Annotated in this window: 18 protein-coding genes; 15 read left to right on the forward strand and 3 right to left on the reverse strand. The window is 50.8% G+C overall.

What is annotated here, in order from left to right; all coding sequences use genetic code 11:
- Positions 1–16 precede the first annotated feature (16 nt).
- From AC0LWF_RS14860 to AC0LWF_RS14885, 6 genes are all read left to right on the forward strand, one after another.
- Positions 17–502 carry an A24 family peptidase gene (locus tag AC0LWF_RS14860; protein WP_474652323.1) on the forward strand — a complete coding sequence of 162 codons (486 nt, stop codon included), beginning with the start codon at positions 17–19 and terminating at the stop codon, positions 500–502.
- 27 nt (positions 503–529) lie between these two features.
- The gene (locus tag AC0LWF_RS14865; protein WP_474652625.1) at positions 530–2146 is read left to right on the forward strand and encodes a DUF6382 and FHA domain-containing protein; all 1617 of its coding nucleotides are present in this window, start codon (positions 530–532) and stop codon (positions 2144–2146) included.
- Between the two features lie 133 nt (positions 2147–2279).
- Positions 2280–4484, forward strand: coding sequence for a helix-turn-helix domain-containing protein (locus tag AC0LWF_RS14870; protein WP_474652324.1), 2205 nt, complete (start codon positions 2280–2282; stop codon positions 4482–4484).
- A 251-nt stretch (positions 4485–4735) separates the two neighbouring features.
- Positions 4736–5716 carry an ABC transporter permease gene (locus AC0LWF_RS14875; protein WP_474652325.1) on the forward strand — a complete coding sequence of 327 codons (981 nt, stop codon included), beginning with the start codon at positions 4736–4738 and terminating at the stop codon, positions 5714–5716.
- Positions 5717–5728: 12 nt separating this feature from the next.
- The gene (locus tag AC0LWF_RS14880; protein WP_474652326.1) at positions 5729–6628 is read left to right on the forward strand and encodes a carbohydrate ABC transporter permease; all 900 of its coding nucleotides are present in this window, start codon (positions 5729–5731) and stop codon (positions 6626–6628) included.
- Between the two features lie 114 nt (positions 6629–6742).
- On the forward strand, positions 6743–8422 hold the full coding sequence (locus tag AC0LWF_RS14885) for an extracellular solute-binding protein (RefSeq protein ID WP_474652626.1): 1680 nt from the start codon (positions 6743–6745) through the stop codon (positions 8420–8422).
- A gap of 80 nt (positions 8423–8502) precedes the next feature.
- Here AC0LWF_RS14885 and AC0LWF_RS14890 read toward each other — a convergent pair whose 3' ends face one another.
- Together AC0LWF_RS14890 and AC0LWF_RS14895 are read right to left on the reverse strand one after the other, a co-directional pair.
- The gene (locus tag AC0LWF_RS14890; RefSeq protein ID WP_474652327.1) at positions 8503–9408 is read right to left on the reverse strand and encodes a TIGR01777 family oxidoreductase; all 906 of its coding nucleotides are present in this window, start codon (positions 9406–9408) and stop codon (positions 8503–8505) included.
- Between the two features lie 70 nt (positions 9409–9478).
- Entirely contained in the window at positions 9479–9910 is a 432-nt protein-coding gene (locus AC0LWF_RS14895) for a DUF2621 family protein (protein ID WP_474652328.1), read from the reverse strand.
- 322 nt (positions 9911–10232) lie between these two features.
- Here AC0LWF_RS14895 and AC0LWF_RS14900 point away from each other — a divergent pair, with 322 nt between their 5' ends.
- From AC0LWF_RS14900 to ppnP, 4 genes are all read left to right on the forward strand, one after another.
- Positions 10233–11360, forward strand: a complete 1128-nt coding sequence (locus tag AC0LWF_RS14900) for a deoxyribonuclease IV (protein WP_474652329.1) — start codon at positions 10233–10235, stop codon at positions 11358–11360.
- A 49-nt stretch (positions 11361–11409) separates the two neighbouring features.
- On the forward strand, positions 11410–12309 hold the full coding sequence (gene purU, locus AC0LWF_RS14905; protein WP_474652330.1) for a formyltetrahydrofolate deformylase: 900 nt from the start codon (positions 11410–11412) through the stop codon (positions 12307–12309).
- A 234-nt stretch (positions 12310–12543) separates the two neighbouring features.
- Entirely contained in the window at positions 12544–14559 is a 2016-nt protein-coding gene (gene tkt, locus AC0LWF_RS14910) for a transketolase (protein ID WP_474652331.1), read from the forward strand.
- A 153-nt stretch (positions 14560–14712) separates the two neighbouring features.
- Positions 14713–15030, forward strand: a complete 318-nt coding sequence (gene ppnP / locus AC0LWF_RS14915) for a pyrimidine/purine nucleoside phosphorylase (protein WP_090576498.1) — start codon at positions 14713–14715, stop codon at positions 15028–15030.
- A gap of 75 nt (positions 15031–15105) precedes the next feature.
- Here the strand turns inward: ppnP and AC0LWF_RS14920 are convergent, their stop codons facing one another.
- Complete coding sequence (locus AC0LWF_RS14920) at positions 15106–16428, reverse strand: NAD(P)-binding domain-containing protein (RefSeq protein WP_474652332.1); 1323 nt, start codon at positions 16426–16428, stop codon at positions 15106–15108.
- Positions 16429–16572: 144 nt separating this feature from the next.
- Between AC0LWF_RS14920 and AC0LWF_RS14925 the strand changes: the two genes are divergently transcribed.
- The 5 genes from AC0LWF_RS14925 (at position 16573) to AC0LWF_RS14945 (ending at position 21453) form a co-directional block, all read left to right on the forward strand.
- Positions 16573–17922 carry a glucose-6-phosphate isomerase gene (locus AC0LWF_RS14925; RefSeq protein ID WP_474652333.1) on the forward strand — a complete coding sequence of 450 codons (1350 nt, stop codon included), beginning with the start codon at positions 16573–16575 and terminating at the stop codon, positions 17920–17922.
- Positions 17923–17931: 9 nt separating this feature from the next.
- Positions 17932–18564, forward strand: coding sequence for a YigZ family protein (locus AC0LWF_RS14930; RefSeq protein WP_474652334.1), 633 nt, complete (start codon positions 17932–17934; stop codon positions 18562–18564).
- 223 nt (positions 18565–18787) lie between these two features.
- Positions 18788–19591 (forward strand): sulfate ABC transporter permease subunit CysT, encoded by an 804-nt coding sequence (gene cysT, locus AC0LWF_RS14935; protein WP_474652627.1) that lies wholly within the window; start codon positions 18788–18790, stop codon positions 19589–19591.
- Positions 19588–20385: a sulfate ABC transporter permease subunit gene (locus AC0LWF_RS14940; protein ID WP_474652335.1), complete on the forward strand. Its 798-nt coding sequence runs from the start codon at positions 19588–19590 to the stop codon at positions 20383–20385. The genes cysT and AC0LWF_RS14940 overlap by 4 nt, the downstream gene beginning before the upstream one ends.
- 3 nt (positions 20386–20388) lie before the next feature.
- On the forward strand, positions 20389–21453 hold the full coding sequence (locus tag AC0LWF_RS14945; RefSeq protein WP_474652336.1) for a sulfate/molybdate ABC transporter ATP-binding protein: 1065 nt from the start codon (positions 20389–20391) through the stop codon (positions 21451–21453).
- The last annotated feature ends 55 nt before the right edge of the window (positions 21454–21508 follow it).

Consider the following 21508-nt stretch of genomic DNA (forward strand, 5'->3'; position numbering starts at 1 on the left):
AATAGAGGGATGGAGCATGGGAGGCGTACTTGTAAGCACGATGGTTGTTCTGCTCGTTGCCGCTGCTTTCGTAAACGATATAAGGTCGATGCGCATTCCAAATGGATTGACCGCTTCGTTCTTTGGAGCAGGTGTGCTGTATCACTTGATCGCCGAAGGGCTCGCTGGAGCTGGCTATTCCCTTGTTGGCGGGCTGGCAGGTATGCTGCCGCTGCTCGTCTTATATGCGCTGCGCGGAATCGGCGCTGGGGACGTGAAGTTTTTTGCAGCTCTAGGAGCGGTAATTGGCGCGGTGGATGTTCTTTATGTCCTGATGAATTCCATTCTATACGGCGGATTGCTCGGCGCGTTGATGCTTGCTTTCAACAAGACGCCAGGGAGAAAGTTGATGTCAGGCATCGTATCCGTGCTCGTTACGAGCAAGACAGAAGGAACGCGGTTTCCATTCATGATCGCGGTCGTGCCTGGTGTAATAACGGCATGGTATTTCATACCGGCTTAGCAATGATAGGAGGGACAAGCAGTGCTGATGGATGAGTTAAAGATTGATTTTGCTATGAAACGCGGCAATGAATTGATTGTTGATCTCGAATCTGGAATAACGAGAGAGCGGCTCGACCAGCTGGAAATTCAAATGCTGCAGAGTCAGCGAGTTCCAATGCTGCTTCCAGTGGAGTGGATGGATATGGATGGTCAAATTACATTCAGATTTCTATTCGCAGGTAAAAGATTATTACTGCATCGGCTTCAGACGCAGCAATTAACTATGCAGCAATTCTATACGCTGCTGCTCGCTATTGTAGAAACGCTCGACGACTGCCGGCATTACATGCTAAGAGCGGACAATTTCCTGTTGCATGAGCAATACATCTTTATTGGCGACAGCTGGGAAAACATTTCACTTGTGTACGTGCCGCTGCGAGGCGAGCGAATGGTCTCATCGGCAGGGGAAGCTGTACTTGCGATGGCCGTTCGTTTTGTCAGCGTTATTGATCTGCCTGACGGAGCGGGACTTCAGCGCGTGTTCCAGCATTTGCGGGATGAATATGTTTCGTGGTCAAGCCTGAGGCAGACGCTGTTATCGCTGCTTGGCGACGGTTATCGGGCTCAGAGAACCGGAGAGCGAGAGGCGATTGAATTTGAGCCGGTTCACGTGCAGGAGCATCACACTGATGAAGAAGCAGAACGGCGTGAGACTCTCCGTCATCGAACGGCCAACCATGCGAGAGCATCGCGAGCCCCAATGGCAGAAGAGCTTGAGCACGAGCTGCCGATGGCTGATCTGCTACCGGGGTCTGAGATAGAAGAAGCGTCCGTCACGCGAACAAAGTGGATTATTGGAGCGATCTTCGTGCTCGTGAATGGCTTGATTTGGCGCTATCTGTATATGGCGGCACCATCTCGTACAAGTCTGCTCATGAGCTGCGGATTGAGTGTACTGGCGATTGCTATTCTGCTAGTCTTTCGTCAAAAGAAGAACAGTCAAGCAACGGACCATGAAGCAGGCTGGACCCAGCAGGGTACATGGGTGGAGGAAGACAGCTTCACGCCGGACTCTCGGCTTCTCGGCAAGCTGACATCTAAATCGTCGCCAATACAGAAACAAAAAACGCCAGCACTGCGGCATTTGGCTAATATGGAAGAGTCAGCAGTAACAGGCGGCGAAGCTCAGCTATTATCTAAGCGATTGTCTTTCACTAAGCAGGCACTTGAGCTGGAGGATAACGTCGCTAATCAACCGGTTTATCAGCAACCAGCATCTCGTGATGCAACAGTGTTGCTCGGCTCTGGGCAAGGTACTCAAGGTACTGAAGTGGGAGCAGCAAGAGCTGATAACAGTTCGTCATGGCTTGAACGCCAATCAGCTGAAGGGGCGGAGCGGATTAAGCTTGCGCAGCTGCATTTTATTATCGGAAGATTGGCAGAAGGCGTCCAATATGCAGACTCCTCGTATGGTATTTCGAGAGCGCATCTTGAGCTTATCAATAGCAAAGGGAGCTGGTCTGCCAAGGATATGGGCTCCCGCAACGGCAGTACGTTAAATGGGAATACGATGATCCCGTACAAACCATACGAGCTGAGCGACAATGATTTGATTCAGCTTGCAGGCGAGAAGGGCCCAAAATATATTTTTCGAGCAGGGTGATACAATTACTGCCAATAGTTGCATGGACGGTGATTACAGCTGCGAGTATAATGAAATGTAATGAATGCGGTTACATTTTGATTGTCACTCACCATGAATACGCGCAAACTTCCTTTAAAGGAATGATGCTATTTTGAACCGTACATGGCTGCGAAGGATGATATGGTCCTACTTGCCAATCTTCTTTATCATGTTCTCCTTCCTCTTCTTCGTCTTCTTCCAGACGCTCGTTGAGCAAAATAACCGCAATACGAAAGAAGCAAATAAGGTCTTTGCAAGCCAGCTGCTCCAAACGGTCGATGTCAGCTTAAAGTCGCTGGACACGATGATGATTCGTGAACTGGTATCCAGCAATCTGCTAAGCGATTTCTTCCTGGCAAACGGCAATGATAACGTGTTTCTAAACTATCAGGTCGTCAATCGAATGCAGAAAATGCAGCATGAGATGTCGATCATTGATTCCTACTATTTGGTGCGCTACAAAGACGGCATCGTCTTCAGCGGGAAGACAACAAAGATGGATGATTTCGAAGACATCGCGTTCATTCGCAGTCAACAGCTCAGCAAGGAAAGCCATACCTCTACGTGGAGCTCGATTCGTCCATATCATGAACTGGTCGCTCAGAAGCCGAAGAGTGTCATTAGTCTCGTTCACCGCGTTTCGGTTGGCAGCGGCGCGGACGGACTTATTGTTGTGAATGTCAGCACGGCATCGCTTCGCGCGATGATTAAAGAGATGTACAACCCGGAGCAAGCGTTCGTTCAGTTGTATGATCGCAGTAAGCAGCAACTTTTCACGCAAGATGAAGCGAGTGCATCAGGTAAGGTTCTGGCGAGTCAGACGTCTCCATATTCTGGCTGGACGGTTGAGAGCGGTGTTGTGAATGGCAAGGTAGTCGCCTTGATTTCGCATTTATCGAGTATATGGCTCGTGCTGGGATTCATTATTTTCTTAGCTGGCAGTGTCTTCATTGTGTATATTACTCGCAAAAACTATAAGCCGATCGAAGAGCTCGTTTTTCGGATTCAAGATCAATTTGGATCGGGAAAGCCGACGCTGGGAAGGCTGGCGGTGGATGAGTTTACGTTCATCGAAACGGCTATCAACAACTTTGCCGAGCAGACCAAGCTGTTTCGAAAAGAAGCAGAAGCTTCGGCTATCAGCAAGCGAAAGACTCTCTTCATGGAATTGCTGCAGTTCGAGAGAGGCGTGCAGGCGGAAGCTCTTGATCGAGCGGCGCTGCCCCAGCACGATAAGCAGCTGGTATTCGTAATCGAAATTGATCAACCGGAGCAAGTATTCAATCAGTATAAGAGCCGCGACCAGTCTTTATTCAAATTCGTAATCAGCAGCGCAACCCATGAATTGTTCACGCAGCACGGCATTCCGATCTGGCTAGAGTGGACATCCACGCTGCAAATGACAGGCATATTGTTTTTGCCGGATTCCTCGAAAGACGAGGCAGAAGTCATATGCGAACGTATTACCACGTGGATCCATCAGCATTTAGCCTTCACGGTATCAATCGGTCTTGGGGAGACTGCTGCAGCTGCTCAGCTGGCGGGAGTGTCCAATAAACAAGCATTGGAGGCGCTGACTTTCAAGGCAGCCCTTGGCCACAACCGGGTCATCCACTACAGCGACACGCAGCAGGTGGCGACGGTGAAAGCAACCAATACGCATCTGCAGTCGATCCACCGGCTTATCCAGCATTTTCGCCTTCACGAAGAGAACTGGCGGGAGAGCTTCGACGCCATGTTTAGCGGTATGCGAAGCTGCTGCTTGCCGAAGAGTGAGATTGCCGAGCTATGCCGTTATTTTGTCGCACATATGGATCTTCAGCTGTCACAGGCTTCTAAGGATTATTATGATGTTTGGATGTCGGAAGCCTCGGTATCCTTACGCCAAATCATAGATGAGTTCGATACGCTAGACGAGCTGCAAAGTCTCTGCTACGCGACGTTGCAATTGTATGCCGAACAGATGGGGCAATTGTACAGTGGGCGCATGCATCATCAGCTCTTGCAGGAAATTAGAGGCTATATCGGTCGACACTTCTCTAATCCAGAGCTATCACTTGATTATCTGGCAGACAAATTCGGCATAAGCGCCAAATATATCAGTCAGCTGTATAAAGAAGAATTTGGCGAAAATTTTCTTGATTACTTATCGCAGCTGCGGATCTCAGAAGCGAAGAAGCGGCTGCTCGAGCAACCGGATTCGATTCAGGAAGTCGGCGAGCATGTCGGCTATGCGAATGCGGCAACGTTTAGACGCGTCTTTCGCAAGGTTGAAGGCATATCACCCGTCGACTTCCGTAAACGTCATGCGATGTAATGAACGTAAGGATCGTACCTCAAGCAGATTAATCGCTGCTTGGAGGCGGTCTTTTTTTTTGTTTACAGGTTAATTGGAAAGTTGAGCGCTTCGTGGAAAGTTGAGCGATAGACGTCGGAATGCCAGTAATGACGCGGCTTTAGAAAATTGAACTTCAGCTGGATTTATGGTTGTTGCCCGCCGTGTCCTACGTCCATTATCGTTGAAAGCAATCGAGGTCAAAACTTCAAATAAGGGATGTGAGTGAAAGCATGTCTTCAACTTCATCGATAGGAGTAGTCGAAAGGGAGAAATCGGAAGCCCGCGTCAGTGGCAGCTTGCTCCTGCTGAAGGATCGGGGCAGACGCATCAAGCGGCATTGGCAGCTCTATCTGCTCGTTCTTCTCCCGCTTGCGTATTTGGTTATTTTCAAATATATCCCGATGTACGGAGCTCAAATCGCCTTTCGGGAATTCAGCCCGGTACGAGGCATCCTTGGAAGCGAATGGGTCGGTTTAGCTAATTTCAACACGTTCTTTAAGTCGCCGAATTTTTGGATGCTGATTAAGAACACGCTTATCATTAGTACTTACTCGCTGCTCATCGGATTTCCAGCACCGATTATTTTGGCACTTGCGCTCAACGAGGTGCGGAGCATGCGCTTCAAAAGGTTCGTTCAAATGGTTACGTTCGCGCCATACTTCATTTCGACGATTGTCATGGTATCCATGATCATTCTGTTCCTATCTCCCAGACTCGGCTTTATCGATCATATCCTGAGCGCATTTGGCATGGAAGCCATTAACTTCATGGGCGTTCCGAGCTACTTTAGCAGCATCTTCGTGTGGTCGAATATATGGCAAGGCATCGGTTATGGCGCGGTCATCTATTTGGCTGCTCTGTCCGGCATTAATACCGATTTATATGAAGCAGCTAGGGTAGACGGGGCTTCACGCATCCAGAAGGTATGGCATATCGATATTCCCGGCATCATGCCTGCTGCGACGATTTTGCTCATCCTGAACGTTGGACAGATCATGAACGTCGGCTTTGAAAAGATATATTTGATGCAAAATCCGCTTAACACAAGCACTTCGGAGGTTATCTCGACCTACGTGTATAAGATCGGTCTGCTTGGCGCGAACTTCAGCTTTTCTGCTGCAGTCGATTTATTCAATTCGGTCATCAATCTCATTCTGCTGCTCAGCGTCAATTATTTTGCTAGGCGCGTGTCGGAAAGCAGCTTATGGTAGGGGGCGTATAGGGTGGCGCGTACAAACGCAATTCGAGAATCGTTTGGAGATAAGCTGTTTTTGATAGTGGTCTATGCTTTCTTGTCGATTATCCTGCTTGCTGTGCTGTATCCGTTAATCTATATTCTGAGCTCATCCTTTAGCTCGCCTCAAGCGGTAATCAGCGGAAGAGTGTGGCTATTGCCGGTGGACTTTAGCTTAGCTGGCTACAAGGCGATCTTCTCTAACCCGCAAATCATGACGGGGTACGGCAATTCGCTCTTCTATACGGTGTTCGGGGTCATGATCAACGTATGCTTGACCATTATGCTAGCCTACCCGATCTCCAAATCTACCTTCTATGGCCGACATATCATCATGGTCATCCTAGTCATTACGATGATGTTCAGCGGCGGTCTAATTCCATACTATTTGACGGTGAAAAATCTTGGCATTTTGGATACGAGATGGGCCATGCTGCTCCCAGGCGCAATGGCGGTCTGGCAGGTCATTATCGCCCGTACCTTCTTTCAGTCCAGCATTCCGAAGGAGCTAGGGGAAGCCGCGGAGCTCGACGGTTGCACGGACATTGGCTTCTTATGGCGGGTCGTCTTGCCGTTGTCGAAACCGATTCTGGCCGTATTGGTGCTCATGTATGCGGTCGGGCATTGGAATGCCTACTTTGAAGCACTTATTTTCTTGAAGTCACAGGGGCTGTTCCCGCTTCAAATCGTACTGCGTAACATTCTCATTCTTAATTCCATTGACTCCAGCATGATGGTGGACGCCAACAAAATGGCCGCGATGCAAGGTCTGCGTGATTTGCTTAAATTCTCGCTTATCGTAGTTGCTACAGTGCCGATACTCGCAATCTATCCTTTTGTTCAGAAATATTTTGTACAAGGCATTCTGATCGGTTCTCTGAAAGGATAAGCAAGCTTACTCGATTATGGAGGTGAGGAAAGCTCAATTACCTATAACGGATCATGTGCGAGAAGGATGAAGCGTGTTAAGATGAATATCATTGAGGAGGCGTCTGCTTTGAAGATGACAAAAAGTTCGAAAATGCTAGCTTTACTAGTCATGATCGCTTTACTCATCACTGCAACAGCATGCGGAAGCAATGGCGACAATGAAAGCAATACTAGCAATAGCGGCAATACGGGATCAAACAATGGTTCGGGTAATAAGGTAGATACCGGTAAGACCGTCACGCTAAATACATTCATCAGCGTTTCTCCTAAGATCGAGGACATTACTACGAATGAAGTAACGAAGTTTACGGAGAACAAGCTTAATATCAAGTTCAAGTTTGATGCAACGCCAAGCGCCAATGCAGCGGATAAGAAGAAGCTGATTCTGGCGAGCGGTGATTATCCGGCAGTCTTTCTCTCGGGTGACTTCACGCAGGCGGAGCAGATCGACTACGGCAAACAGGGCATTCTAAGACCGCTCAACGATCTAATCGACAAGTATGGCGATGAAATCAAGCGTGCGTTCACGGAGGATAAGGATCTGAAGGATGCGATTACGGCGCCGGACGGCAACATTTATTCTCTTCCGCATATTAATGACTGCTTCCACTGCTGGTATTCGCAGAAGCTATGGATTAACAAGACGTGGCTGGATAAGCTGGGTCTCAAAATGCCGACGACGACGGATGAATATTTCGAAGTGCTGAAAGCATTCAAGACACAGGATCCGAACGGAAACGGCAAAGCAGATGAAATTCCGCTGACCGGCGCATTTAATACGTGGCATGCGATTCCTTCCAATTTCTTAATGAACGGCTTTATATATGATAATGACGAAGACTTCTTCTACTTGAAGGACGGCAAAGTGCAGCTGTCGGCTAATCAGCCGGAGTGGCGCGACGGTCTGACTTACATTAACAAGCTCTTCAGCGAGGGCTTGATCGATAAAGAAGCATTCACGCAAAATATCGACCAAATGGCGCAAGTGGGCAACAAAGAAGGCGACAATATCGTCGGCAGCGTAACGGCTGGTCATATTGGCATGGCCTTCAGCTTGGCAGACGGGCAGACTCGCCATAAGGATTATGTAACAGTACCGCCGCTTAAAGGTCCGGGCGGAGTCGCATATTCCGGCTATTATAAAGCTTACGGTAACGGGCAGTTCGCCATCACGAATAAGGCTTCGGAGGAAGAAGCCATTGCAGCGATCAAAATGGCCGATTACATGTATTCCGAAGAGTATGCCGTCATGAACGAATATGGACTGGAAGGGAACTACTGGGAGAAGGCACCGGAGGGCGAGAAGGATGTTCACGGCAACCCGGCAAAATATAGCCTGAAGCCAAAATATTGGGACTCGACGGAGACGACGTTCAACGATACTTGGGATCAAATGGGCATTACAAGACGGACGCGCGCGATTCGTGAATCTTGGACGGCTCCAGCTGATATGTTCTCCCAACAAGGTTATGAGTTCCGACTCTTCACCGAAACGGCGAATAATTACGAGAACAAGCAGCCGGAAGAGACGTTCCCGCTTACCATCTTCATGGATGAGAACGACGCGAAGGAAACGATTATGCTGCGTACTCAGATCAATGAATATGTTCGCTCCAATATGGCGCAGTTCGTTACAGGCTCCAAGAAGCTGAACGATGCGGAATGGGACAGTTACGTGAAGGGCTTTGATGGCTTGAATCTGACACACTATCTGGACATCTATCAAAAAGCATACGACAGTAAGAAGAAGTAATGAGATAACAACAGCAACAGCCATGCGACAAGGAGAAAGCAACTTATCTCCCTGCTACATGGCTGTTCTTTTGCTTCGAATTAATGTCTTCTAAACAACTGCTCAAAGGCTATCTCGACGGTGGGATAGTCAAAGACGAAGCCATTATCCTGTGCTTTGCGCGGCACAGCTCGTGTGCCTTCCAGCAGCAGCATAGATAGCTCGCCAAGCGCAGCTTTCAGCGGGAATGCGGGAACGGGGAACCAGTGCGGTTTGCCTGCCGCTTTACCGATGGCGCGGCCGAAAGCGTCATTCATGAGCGGCTCTGGAGAGCAAGCATTGACGGGTCCAGTCATATCATCATTATCGAGGCAGAATAGAATGAGGCGAGTCATGTCTACCTCATGAATCCAAGGGACCCACTGCTTGCCGCTGCCCATACGGCCGCCGATGCCAAGCCGGTAAGGAAGCGCCATCTTGGGGAAGGCGCCGCCTTCCATGCCGAGCACAAGTCCGATTCGCAGCTTAACGAGCCGCTCCACTGGAATAAGGTCCGCTGCGGCTTCCCATTTCTCGACAACCGAGGCAAGAAAATCTGCGATGCGTGCCGGGCTCGACTCATCGGCTGCAGCCTCGTCAGGCGCGCTGTTGCCGTAGATGGAGATGCCTGATGCGTTCACGACGACGCGAGGCTTAACATCAACTGCAGCGACGAATTTCTCGATTGCTTTTGCTGCATCGAGCCTCGACTGCAGGATGGCGTGCTTGCCCTCCTTGGTCCATCTGCGACTGATCGACTCGCCTGCCAAATTCACGATGGCATCGACACCTTCGAGCTTCTTAGGGTTGTCTGCAAGCTCTTTCCAGCTCATGTGATGCAGTCCTGGCTTAGCTGACTGGTTGCTGCTCGACCGAGATATGATCCAGACTTCATCGCCCCTTTCAAGAAGCGCCTTCACTACATGACTTCCTACATAACCAGTACCGCCTGTCACAGCAATCTTCATCCGTGTTCTCCTCCTTTGTTTCCACGCAAATAAGCCGCTATGTACAGCAAAAGCCGCCAAGCTGGCGGCTTTATTTATTGAGCAAATGCCGATACGGAGTATAGTCGATCTGTTCCTTCTCAAGGAACGTAATCAAGCTGCGGTAATCCCGTTTCGGTGTTGCTCGAATATATCCTTCAATGCAATGGCTGCGCGACACTTCGTTCGACCCGCCTTCAACTGCTACCTGTGCGATCTTCGCTGCGATAGAATGTCTTGCAATGTCGCGGAACGCGCTTGGAACCGGAGAAACAAGCTGGTCCAAGAAGCTCTTCGCGTCATCTGTCCACATGCCGCGGCTGCGCTCCACCCAATAGTTCTGCCAATCGAGCTTGGACTTACCGTCGCGCATCGGCAGCACTTTAAGAAATTTACGGAACATGAAATAACCGCCGATGGACATAAAGCCAATCATGACGAATGCCCAGAACATAATAAAATACATAAACCAATTCGGTGCCATCTGCTGTCTTCACCTCTGACCGCTACAATAAAATCGCTTTAATTATAAGCTAATTCTTCCCGCGCCCGCAACAAGGGGGCATTTCTTAAACCTAGATTTATTTGAATATTCCTTGTAAAATAGGAAGGACAAGCATTTATGATTCATATAGAATATATAAGTTTCACTCTTATCCATTTCTATATGATCGCCGCAAAGAACCGTTTTGCCTTCATAAGGACGGCAAATTCCGTTTTTGCTTGCGAGATTCATTGTTTTAATGCATGTGATTTTTGCTGAAACTGATAGAGAAGCAAAAAACACTAAAGGAGCGGACTAGTCCATGTTAAAAATCGGTTCACACGTTTCATTTTCTGATAAAGGCTTGCTAACTGCAACGAACGAGGCTGTTTCCTATGGCTCAAACACTTTCATGATTTATACGGGAGCTCCGCAGAATACGCGCCGCAAACCGATTGAAGATTTATATATTCCAGACGGCAAGGTGGCAATGGGCGAGGCAGGCATCGACGAAATCGTCGTTCATGCCCCTTACATTGTTAATCTCGGTTCGTATAAAGACGACACGTTTGAACTGGCGGTTCGCTTCCTGCAAGAGGAAATTCGCCGCACAGACGCGATTGGCGTACGGAATATCGTGCTTCACCCAGGTGCTTACACAGACAAAGACGCTGAGTACGGCATCGCTCGTATCGCGGAAGGTCTGAACGAAGTGCTGAACGGCACGAAAGAGACGAACGTCAACATTGCCCTCGAGACGATGGCGGGCAAAGGCACGGAGATCGGACGCAGCTTCGATGAGATCGCAGCGATCATTGATAAAGTAAGCGCCAATGAGCGCCTTACCGTATGTATGGACACATGCCATATGCATGATGCCGGCTATGATCTCGTCGATGATCTCGACGGCGTGCTGAAGCAGTTCGACAGCATCGTTGGCCTTGACCGTGTAGCCGTCGTCCACGTGAACGACAGCAAGAACCCGCGCGGCGCTGGGAAAGACCGCCATGCACCAATCGGCGCCGGCTGGATCGGTCATGATGCCATCCGTAATATCGTTCATCATGAAGCGCTCAAGGGTCGTCCGTTTATTCTGGAGACGCCTTGGATCGGCCAGAACGACAAGACGCAGCGTCCTATGTACGAAGCGGAAATCGCTTTGCTTCGCGGCGATGCACATACGCGCTTTGGCGGCGAGTTCATGGAGGACGTGGAGCGTCTGCACCACTTCTTCAACAAACAGGACATCAGCCACCGCGACTACGTGCTTGCGGTATGGGACGTGCTGAAGAACGATGCGAAAGCGAAGAAGGCAGATCCTCGCGAGCCGATGGATCGTCTCTATGAACTTGTTGCTGAGCACCGCGTTCTGCCGGAGATTTCTGAAGAAGGAATCAATCAGCGTATTACGGCATGGTTTGCGGGCAAAACATTGCTCGTTAATGCATAAAACAAGCGCACCACCACTTATTCGTCGATGGAAGGAAGACTAACTCTCTATGCAAAATATTCATCAGCCTGGGCAATCCGCACAGCGGCCGGATAAGCGCCATCGTGCGAGAATGCTCATCTCCTGCCCCGACCGTCCGGGAATTGTAGCGGCCGTATCCCATTTCCTTTATGAGCATGGCGCTAACATTGTACAATCCGATCAGTATTCGATGGATCCTGGCGGCGGCATGTTCTTCATCCGTTTTGAATTTGATCTGAACGATCTCGACAAAGAGCTGCCTGTGCTGCAAGAGGACTTTGCGCGCGTAGCAGACCGCTTCGAGATGAAGTGGCTTACGTTCCGCGCAAGCCGCAAGAAGCGCCTTGCCATCTTTGTTTCCAAAGAAGATCACTGCCTGCTGGAGCTGCTCTGGCAGTGGCAGGCAGGTGATCTGGACGCAGAGATTGCGATGGTCATCAGCAACCATGCGGACATGCAGCGCCTTGTCGAGTCATTCGGCATTCCGTTCCATCACATTCCGGTAACGCCTGACACGAAGGCGATCGCGGAGAAGCAGCAGCTTGAAGTTGTATCGGACAAAGCAGATTTGATCGTACTCGCGCGTTATATGCAAATTATTTCGCCGAAGTTCATCGAACAATTCCCGAACCGAATTATTAACATCCATCATTCCTTCTTGCCAGCCTTCGTCGGCGGCAAACCGTATGCGCAAGCGTACAACCGCGGTGTCAAAATCATCGGAGCGACAGCTCACTACGTTACGGAAGAGCTCGACGGCGGCCCGATTATCGAGCAGGACGTACAGCGTGTCAGCCACCGCGACGATGTTGATAACCTGAAGCGGATTGGCCGGACAATTGAACGTGTCGTGCTTGCCCGTGCGGTCAAATGGCATGTGGAAGACCGGCTGCTCGTTCATCAGAACAAGACGGTTGTTTTCAACTAGCATATAGATAATACGGCGTGTCTGCCCGGAGTTGTCCGGCGGGCACGCTATTTTTAATACAGCCAGCTTGATATTGTCGAATTTTAGTACGCTTGCCATTCAAGGATGGAAAAGCCGCATTGGTAATGGTACAATGTTTCAAAGCAAGTAGGGGCTAAACAGCCTATTTTAAAGAGATATTGACATCAAAAGTTATGGAAGCAAGCTTATTCGGATTTAGGAGGAGTTTACGTAATGACAGTTACACAGAAGTCCATCGACCAGCTTTCCATCGACACGATCCGCACGCTTGCGATTGATTCGATCGAGAAAGCCAATTCCGGACACCCGGGCATGCCAATGGGTGCTGCGCCGATGGGGTACCAATTGTTTGCGAAAACAATGAAGCACAATCCGTCCAACCCAACATGGATCAACCGCGACCGTTTCGTTCTATCGGCAGGTCATGGTTCCATGCTGCTGTACAGCCTGCTTCACTTGTCGGGATATGATCTTCCAATCGAAGAGCTGCAAAACTTCCGTCAATGGGGCTCCAAAACACCGGGTCACCCGGAGTTCGGCCACACAGCTGGTGTAGATGCAACGACTGGTCCGCTTGGACAAGGTATTGCAATGGCTGTCGGTATGGCTATGGCTGAAGCTCAGCTTGGCGCGACGTACAATAAACAAGATCTGAACGTGATTGATCACTATACATTTGCGATTTGCGGCGACGGCGACTTGATGGAAGGCGTAGCAAGCGAAGCAGCTTCCCTTGCAGCTCACTTGAAGCTCGGCAAGCTGGTCGTGCTTTATGATTCCAACGACATCTCGCTCGACGGCGAGCTGAGCCTGTCGTTCTCCGAGAACGTACAAGGCCGCTTCGAAGCATACGGCTGGCAAGTGCTGCGCGTAGAAGACGGCAACGATGTGAACGCGCTTGGCCAAGCAGTAGCTGCTGCTCAAGCAGATCTAAGCAGACCGACATTGATTGAAGTGAAAACGACAATCGGCTACGGCAGCCCGAACAAAGGCGGCAAAGGCGGTCACCTTGGTACGCACGGCAGCCCGCTCGGCGCTGACGAAACTGTACTGACGAAGGAATTCTACGGCTGGGAGCACGGGGCATTCACCGTTCCGGCAGAAGTGCGTTCGCACTTTGCAGGGGTGAAAGAGAGCGGCGAGAAAGCAAATGGAGCATGGGATGCACTGTTCGCTTCTTACAAAGCGGCATACCCAGAGCTTGCAGCTCAATTCGAAACGGCAATCAGCGGCAACCTGCCTGAGGGCTGGGACGCGGATCTGCCTGCATACGCACCAACAGACAAAGCGCTGTCGACGCGTGTTGCTTCCGGTAACGCACTGAACGGTCTTGCGAAGAACATTCCGAACCTGATCGGCGGTTCCGCTGACCTTGAGAGCTCCACAATGACTCACCTGAAAGGCTTGCCAGTGTTCAAGCCAGGCAGCTACGAAGGCCGCAATATCTACTTCGGCGTTCGTGAGTTCGCAATGGCTGCAGCAATTAACGGCATGAGCCTGCATGGCGGAGTTAAAGTATATGGCGCAACGTTCTTCGTATTCACAGACTACCTGCGTCCAGCAGTTCGTTTGTCGGCGCTGATGAAGCAGCCGGTCGTATACGTGCTGACGCATGACAGTATCGCTGTCGGCGAAGACGGTCCAACGCATGAGCCGATCGAACAGCTTGCATCCCTGCGTATCATCCCGCAATTGACGGTTCTTCGTCCTGCGGATGCGAACGAAACTTCGGCAGCATGGGCATATGCATTAGCTGATGCGGATCAGCCGGTAGCGCTCGTTCTGACACGTCAAAACCTGCCAATCCTTGAAGGTACGGCTGAGCAAGCACGCGCCGGCATTGCGAAAGGTGCATATGTAGTCTCCGAAGCTGCGAATGGCACGCCGCAAGCACAGCTGATCGCGACTGGCTCCGAAGTACAGCTTGCAGTAGCAGCGCAGAAGGCACTTGCAGCAGAAGGCATCAACGTACGTGTCATCAGCATGCCGAGCTTCGACCTGTTTGAGCGTCAATCCAAAGAATACAAAGATTCGGTTATTCTTCCGGATGTGAAAGCGCGTCTTGCAATCGAAATGGCTTCGCCATTCGGTTGGGAGCGTTATGTTGGCGATCAAGGCGCTGTTCTTGGCATCAATACGTTCGGCGCATCTGCTAAAGGCGACCGTGTCATTGCAGAATACGGCTTCACAGTCGAGAACGTAGTAAGCAAAGTCAAAGGCCTGCTGTAAGAGCTAGACTCGCGCAGCGCCCGGAACCTGTTTCTTCGATTAACAGTGCGGGGTTTTCGCAAGGCAAGCTGCTTCAAGATTCATGATGCAGCTGCTGCAAGCCCCGCTTTTTTTCCACCTAATACCTAATACCTGCTAAGGAGCGAATAACGAATGTCCCAATACGCTAACGTAACAGTAGTCAAGAAAGCAAACGTTTATTTCGATGGTAAGGTAACAAGCCGTACAGTGCTGTTTGAGGATGGAACGAAGAAGACACTCGGCATTATGATGCCGGGTGAATATGAATTCGGTACAGATGTGAAAGAAATCATGGAGATTCTTGCAGGGGATCTGAAAGTATTGCTTCCAGGCGAATCCGAGTGGATCAGCATTTCGGGCGAAGGTGAGTTTACAGTTCCGGCGAACGCGAAGTTCAAGCTTCAAGTAGCGACTGTGACAGACTACGCTTGCTCTTATATTCAGGAATAATACGTATCTAGAAATAAAGAAGGCTGCTCCGCATCATCGCGGGCAGCCTTTTTGCATGCTTGCATTCTTGTTAGATTAGTCAGCAATAATGTGCTGCTTATTGATATAAGCCTCCAGCTGCAGGCGCTGGTACGGAGCAAGTCCAGCAAGCAGACAGCCGTAACGGAACCGGCTTGCCGTCGTTTCGATGCGGATAATGCGCCCGATCATCGGAGGCAGCTCGGAATCTTGCGGGTAATGGACGACCACGAACATGTCCAGCTCAAGCGGAGCCGTTGTCGACAACTGGATGCCATTGTCCGAGATGTCGCAGAGCGTGCTGTCGATGAGCTGACCGGAGAAAGCACCTTCCTGCTCCCATTGGTAAACGGACAGCTTGAGCGGCACATTCAGCGTCAAGCGCTCGCTGCGTCTGCGGTTCGCACCTGCTGCATCTTCAGCCTGTGCCTCTAATACTGCCGCCGTCTGCTCAGTCGCGGAAGCTGCTGCTACCGTATCCTCCACATCGCTGTGGTTCGTAATCCGTCTATTAATCCATTGCTCGTAGTTGTGAGCGAGCGCCGACAGGTCGAGGTCGGCGAGTCCCATCGCATCGCCCATTTGGTAAAGGCTCTTCACCGTTTCGAGAATTGGCGTCGGCGTCTTCAGCTCATCCGAGAGCGTAGATGCAAGGCGCAGGTCTTTCAGCATTAGGCCAAGCGAGAACTGTACGCTGAAATCGCGGTCAAGCAGCTTCGGAGCTTTCAGGTCCGCCATCTTGCTAGCAGCGCCGCCTGCTTGAACGAGCTCCAGGAAGTTCTTCGCGTCGATATCGCCGCTTGCAGCGATTGCCATGCCCTCGAGGAGCGCCGCCACGTTAGCGCCGACAATCGTATTGTGCGCAAGCTTCGCAATCGAGCCGTTGCCGCCTGGACCCATCGGAATGACTTTGCGGCCCATTGTCTCGAGCACATCCTGCACTTTATGAATGACCTCGATATCGCCGCCGACCATGAAGACGAGCGATCCGCTCTCAGCCGCAGGCTTGCTGCCTGTAACCGGAGCATCAAGGAAATCGCCGAACTTAGCTGTAATATCGCGGTGCAGCTGACGGGAGAGCGCAGGCGAAATCGTGCTGCTATCGATAACGATCGCGCCAGGCGCGAGCGAGCCAAGCAGGCCGTTCTCGCCATAATACACTTCACGAATCGAATCGTCGTTGCTGATCATCGTAACGATCACTTCCGACACACGCGCTACGGCAGCTGGCGTTGCCGCTTCGTCTGCGCCAAGTTCAAGGAGCTTGTCCGCTTTGCCGGGCGTACGGTTGTATACAGTAACAGAGTAGCCTTTACGAATTAAGTTAGCAGCCATTGGCTCGCCCATAACGCCGAGACCTATAAAGCCGATTTTGAACATCAAATTCATCTCCTTGGAACCGGAATTTAGCTGTTTTCATTTTATCATAAAATAGAGACGTGTTGTATGGAGCGAACGCAATCCCTTGTTTTTACCTAGCAAATCCTTTATCCTAATGCTAACGAAAAAGGAGGTTTTACCGGAATGAGTAAAGCAGTTCAGTTTGATTACAGCAAAGCGCTGACTTTTATCGGACAGCATGAAATTGACAATTTGGCGGCGCAGGTACGCACTGCACATGATCAGCTTCACAATGGAACAGGTGCAGGCTCAGACTACTTAGGCTGGATTGACTTGCCGAATAGCTACGATAAAGAAGAGTTCTCCCGCATTCAGAAAGCGGCTGCGAAGATCCAGTCGGATTCCGAGGTGCTGATTGTTATCGGCATCGGCGGCTCCTACCTTGGCGCACGCGCTGCTATCGAGATGTTATCGCACTCTTTCTATAACTTGCTCCCAGGCGAGCAGCGCAAGACGCCTCAAGTGCTCTTCGCGGGTAACAATATCAGCTCTACATATGTAACGCATCTGCTTCAATTGCTTGAAGGCCGCGACTGGTCGATCAACGTGATCTCGAAGTCCGGTACAACAACAGAGCCGGCGATCGCGTTCCGCGTATTCCGTGCAGCGCTTGAAGAGAAGTACGGCAAGGCTGAAGCGCGCAAACGGATCTATGCAACGACTGACCGTGAGAAAGGCGCACTGAAGAAGCTTGCATCAGAGGAAGGCTACGAGTCTTTCATTATCCCTGACGATGTAGGCGGCCGTTACTCTGTACTGACAGCGGTTGGCTTGCTGCCAATTGCAGCAGCTGGCATCAACATTGAAGAGATGATGCAGGGCGCAGCAGACGCATCGCAAGCATACAGCAACCCAGAGCTTTCGGAGAACGAAGCTTACCAATATGCTGCAGCGCGTAACGCACTGTACCGCAAAGGCAAAACGACTGAAATTCTCGTAAACTACGAGCCTGCGCTTCACTTCGTATCGGAGTGGTGGAAGCAGCTGTACGGCGAGAGCGAAGGCAAAGACTACAAAGGAATTTTCCCGGCGGCTGTAGATTTCTCGACGGATCTGCACTCCATGGGCCAATTCATTCAAGAAGGCAACCGGAACATCTTCGAAACGGTTATTCAAGTGAACAATGTCGCTGAACAAATTACAATCGCGCATGACGAGAGTGATTTGGACGGGCTGAACTTCCTAACCGGCAAGACGATGGACTTCGTTAATAAGAAAGCGTTCGAAGGTACGCTGCTTGCGCATACAGACGGCCAAGTGCCTAACTTTGTCGTGAACATTGCAGACATGAAGCCGTACACATTCGGCTACCTCGTGTACTTCTTCGAGATCGCATGCGGCATCAGCGGCTACCTGCTTGGCGTGAATCCGTTCGACCAACCGGGCGTTGAAGCGTATAAGAAGAACATGTTTGCGCTGCTTGGCAAGCCTGGCTATGAGAAAGAAAAGGCTGAGCTCGAAGCTCGGTTATAATCGGCTGTCATGCTAGCTAAGTTTAAGACGTTCCGCCAGCAGGCGAGCGGCGAAATTATTATTAAGAAATCCCGGTTCATCGGCTATGGCAAGCCGGTCACGTCGGAAGCGGAAGCGATCGCCTTCATCGAGGAGCTGAAGAAGCAGCACTGGAATGCGAATCATAATTGCTCGGCGTACGTCATTGGCGAGCGGGACGAGATCCAGAAGCAGTCGGATGACGGCGAGCCAAGCGGCACGGCGGGCAAACCGATTCTCGAAGTGATCAAGCACCATGGTCTCAAAAATGTCGTCATCGTCGTAACCCGTTATTTTGGCGGAATTATGCTTGGTGCTGGCGGTCTTATCCGTGCGTACACGGACGGTGCGGTATCGGCCATTGAAGCAGCGGAGACGATCACCAATGTGCTGCACCGGGAGGTCATTGTCGATGTTGACTATACGTGGTATGGCAAGCTCGAGAACGAGTTCCATGCCCGCGGCGTGCGCATCGGCGGGACGGACTTTACGGACCGTGTCATCATTACTTGCTTGCCGGAAGTCGCGGATGCAGAGCGGTTCAGCAATTGGATCACCGATTTGACGCAAGGACAAGCCAAGCTGACGATCGGCGAGGACAACTATTATATCGAGGGCGAGTAGTCCTCGCAATCAGAAACTCCCTAGCGATGATGCTCTAGGGAGTTTCTTTTGCTAGGGAAGCCGCAGCTGATCACAATAATAACAATTGACTAGATCCGCTTCTGTCTGCTACATTTAATACCAAGTAGTTTGATGGGGATTAAAAGTGATTCAAGATTTATGAAAAACGTATCCGCGATTCCTCAAGGAAAGCGTCAGGAGGTAAGTCAGCTTGAATATCATAATGAGCAACCGCTGGTGGAGCTTCGGTTTTCGCAGCACCATTATGCTCTATTTCGTGCTTTTGATCGTACTGCCGATTATTGGGATTTATTCGCAATCGCTTCACTTGGGCTGGACGCCTTTCTGGGAAAGCATTATAGACCCGCTTGCATGGAAAGCGGTGCTGCTTACGATCAAATTGTCTGTCATCGCTGCACTTATTAATGTTGTTCTCGGAACGATGATAGGCTGGGTGCTCATTCGCTACCGATTCCCCGGACGCCGCATCTTGAACAGCCTTGTTGATTTGCCTTTTGCGCTGCCGACCGCAGTCGGCGGCTTGATGATATTGCTGCTGCTAGGGCCGAATAGCTTCGTTGGCAATCTAGCAGATAAGCTCGGATTTGAAATTGTGTTTCATGAGCCGGCGATTATTATCGCCATGGTGTTCGTCACATTCCCCTTCGTCATCCGCGGCGTGCAGCCACTGCTCGAAGAGCTGGATAAATCGGAGGAAGAGGCGTCCTATACGCTAGGCGCTTCGAGGGCAAGAACGTTCTTTCAGGTGATTTTCCCATCTATGCTGCCTGGCATTATTAGCGGCGCAATGCTGGCATTCTCTCGCGCGCTTGCCGAATTCGGCGCTGTCGTGCTCGTTGCGGGCAACATACCAGGCAAGACGCTCATCGCTTCGGTTTATATTTTCGGAGAGATTGAGAGCGATAACGCGCAAGGAGCAGCAGCTGTGTCCGTCCTGCTGCTGACGCTGTCCTTCCTCATACTAGGCGCAGTCAACTATGTGCAGTCGAGGAGGCATGGCAAATGAGAAGGCTGTGGATCACGCTAACTTATGCGGTATTTCTCGTTCTACTGATAGTGCCGCTTGGAAAGATTTTTACCGGCTCATGGGGAGATGGCTGGAGCGGCTTCGCAGATGCGCTTACCCGTCCGGAATCGCTGCATGCGCTTATGATGACCGGCATGATCGTCGTAGTCGTCACCTTGCTCAATACGCTGTTCGGCGTTATGTTAGCGCTCTATCTCGTTCGCGGGACCTGGCTCGGCAGGCGTCTTAAAGCTTTTATGAACAGCATCGTCGATCTGCCGTTCGCGGTATCTCCTGTTATCGGCGGTTTGATGATTGTGCTTATGCTCGGACCGAGCTCGGTGCTTGGTACGTTCTTCGAGGATATCGGATTTAAAGTGGTGTATGCGCTGCCAGGGATGATTCTTGCGACATTGTTCGTTACATTCCCTCTCATGGTGCGCGAAGTAATGCCGGTGCTGCAGGAGATTGGGGCTCAGCAGGAAGAGGCGGCCTCGACGCTCGGCGCGTACTCGTGGTACACGTTCTGGAAAGTAACATGGCCGTCTATCCGTTGGGGCGTCATCTATGGCGTCGTGCTTACGGTTGCGAGATCGCTTGGGGAGTTCGGCGCTGTGCTCGTCGTCTCCGGCAATATTATGAATAAGACGCAGACGGCGACAACGCTCGTCTATCAGGATGTAGAGAATTTCAATGTAGCGGCGGCGAGCAGCGTAGCGCTTGTGCTTGCGGCTTTCTCCGTCGGACTGCTGCTGCTTATGGAATGGGCCAAGAAGAGAAAGGAAGTGCATTAAGCGATGCATATCGAGGTGCGCGGTTTAAATAAACAGTTCGGTGATTTTCATGCGGTTCGCGATGTCAGCTTCGACATTGCCAAAGGACAATTGATCGGCCTACTGGGCCCAAGCGGCGGCGGCAAAACGTCGATTCTCCGCATGCTGGCGGGTCTCGAGTCGCCGACTTCCGGCGATATTGTGTTTCACGGCAAGCGAGTGAATGATCTGCCTCCTCAGGAGCGCGGGATCGGATTTGTTTTTCAGAACTACGCGTTGTTCAAGCATATGACGGTCTACGACAACGTTGCATTCGGACTAAAGGTGAAGAAGGCAGCGAAGGATGTTATTCGTGAGCGAGTCATGTCATTGCTGGAGCTTACGGGGCTAAAAGGCTTCGAGCATCGTTATCCGCACCAGCTCTCTGGCGGACAACGGCAGCGGGTTGCTTTTGCAAGGGCGCTTGCTCCTCAGCCTCAACTGTTGCTGCTTGATGAGCCTTTTGCTGCGATTGATGCGAAGATCCGTACGGAGCTGCGCACTTGGCTGAAAGAAATGATCGAGCGTCTCGGCATTACGTCGATCTTCGTTACGCATGACCAAGACGAAGCGATTGAAGTAGCTGACGAAATTATGATCATTAACAAAGGGCGCCTGGAGCAGAAGGGTACGCCTTGGGATATTTATAAGAGCCCGCAAACTCAGTTCGTGGCGAGCTTCATCGGCGAGTCGACGATTGTGGATCAGGTGGAGCTGCTCAAGGGCTTCGAGGAAGCGGCCAATTGGCCGGGAACAAAAGCGCTTATTCGTCCGGAATATATTGAGATCGGCAAGCGCCACGAGTTCCGTCTCCCTTCGGCAACGGTTCCGGGGACAGTGAAACATCTTCACTTCCGCGGAAGTGAATGGATGGTTGAAGTGGTGGTCGGCGACATTAAGCTGATTACTTATCGTTCCCTGGAGAAGGATGTTTTGCAGCCGGGAGAAGAGATCAACGTACTCATCCACCGTGCATACCTCTTCAACGACGATGACACGTGGATTATGGAGAACAAGCTGAAAGAAGACCCAATGCCGATGCATATCTAATTGCGGCCACAGCCGACTTGATACTTGATAGAAAGCGTTGTGTAAACGATGAAAC

This window comes from Paenibacillus sp. sgz302114 (assembly GCF_056120345.1).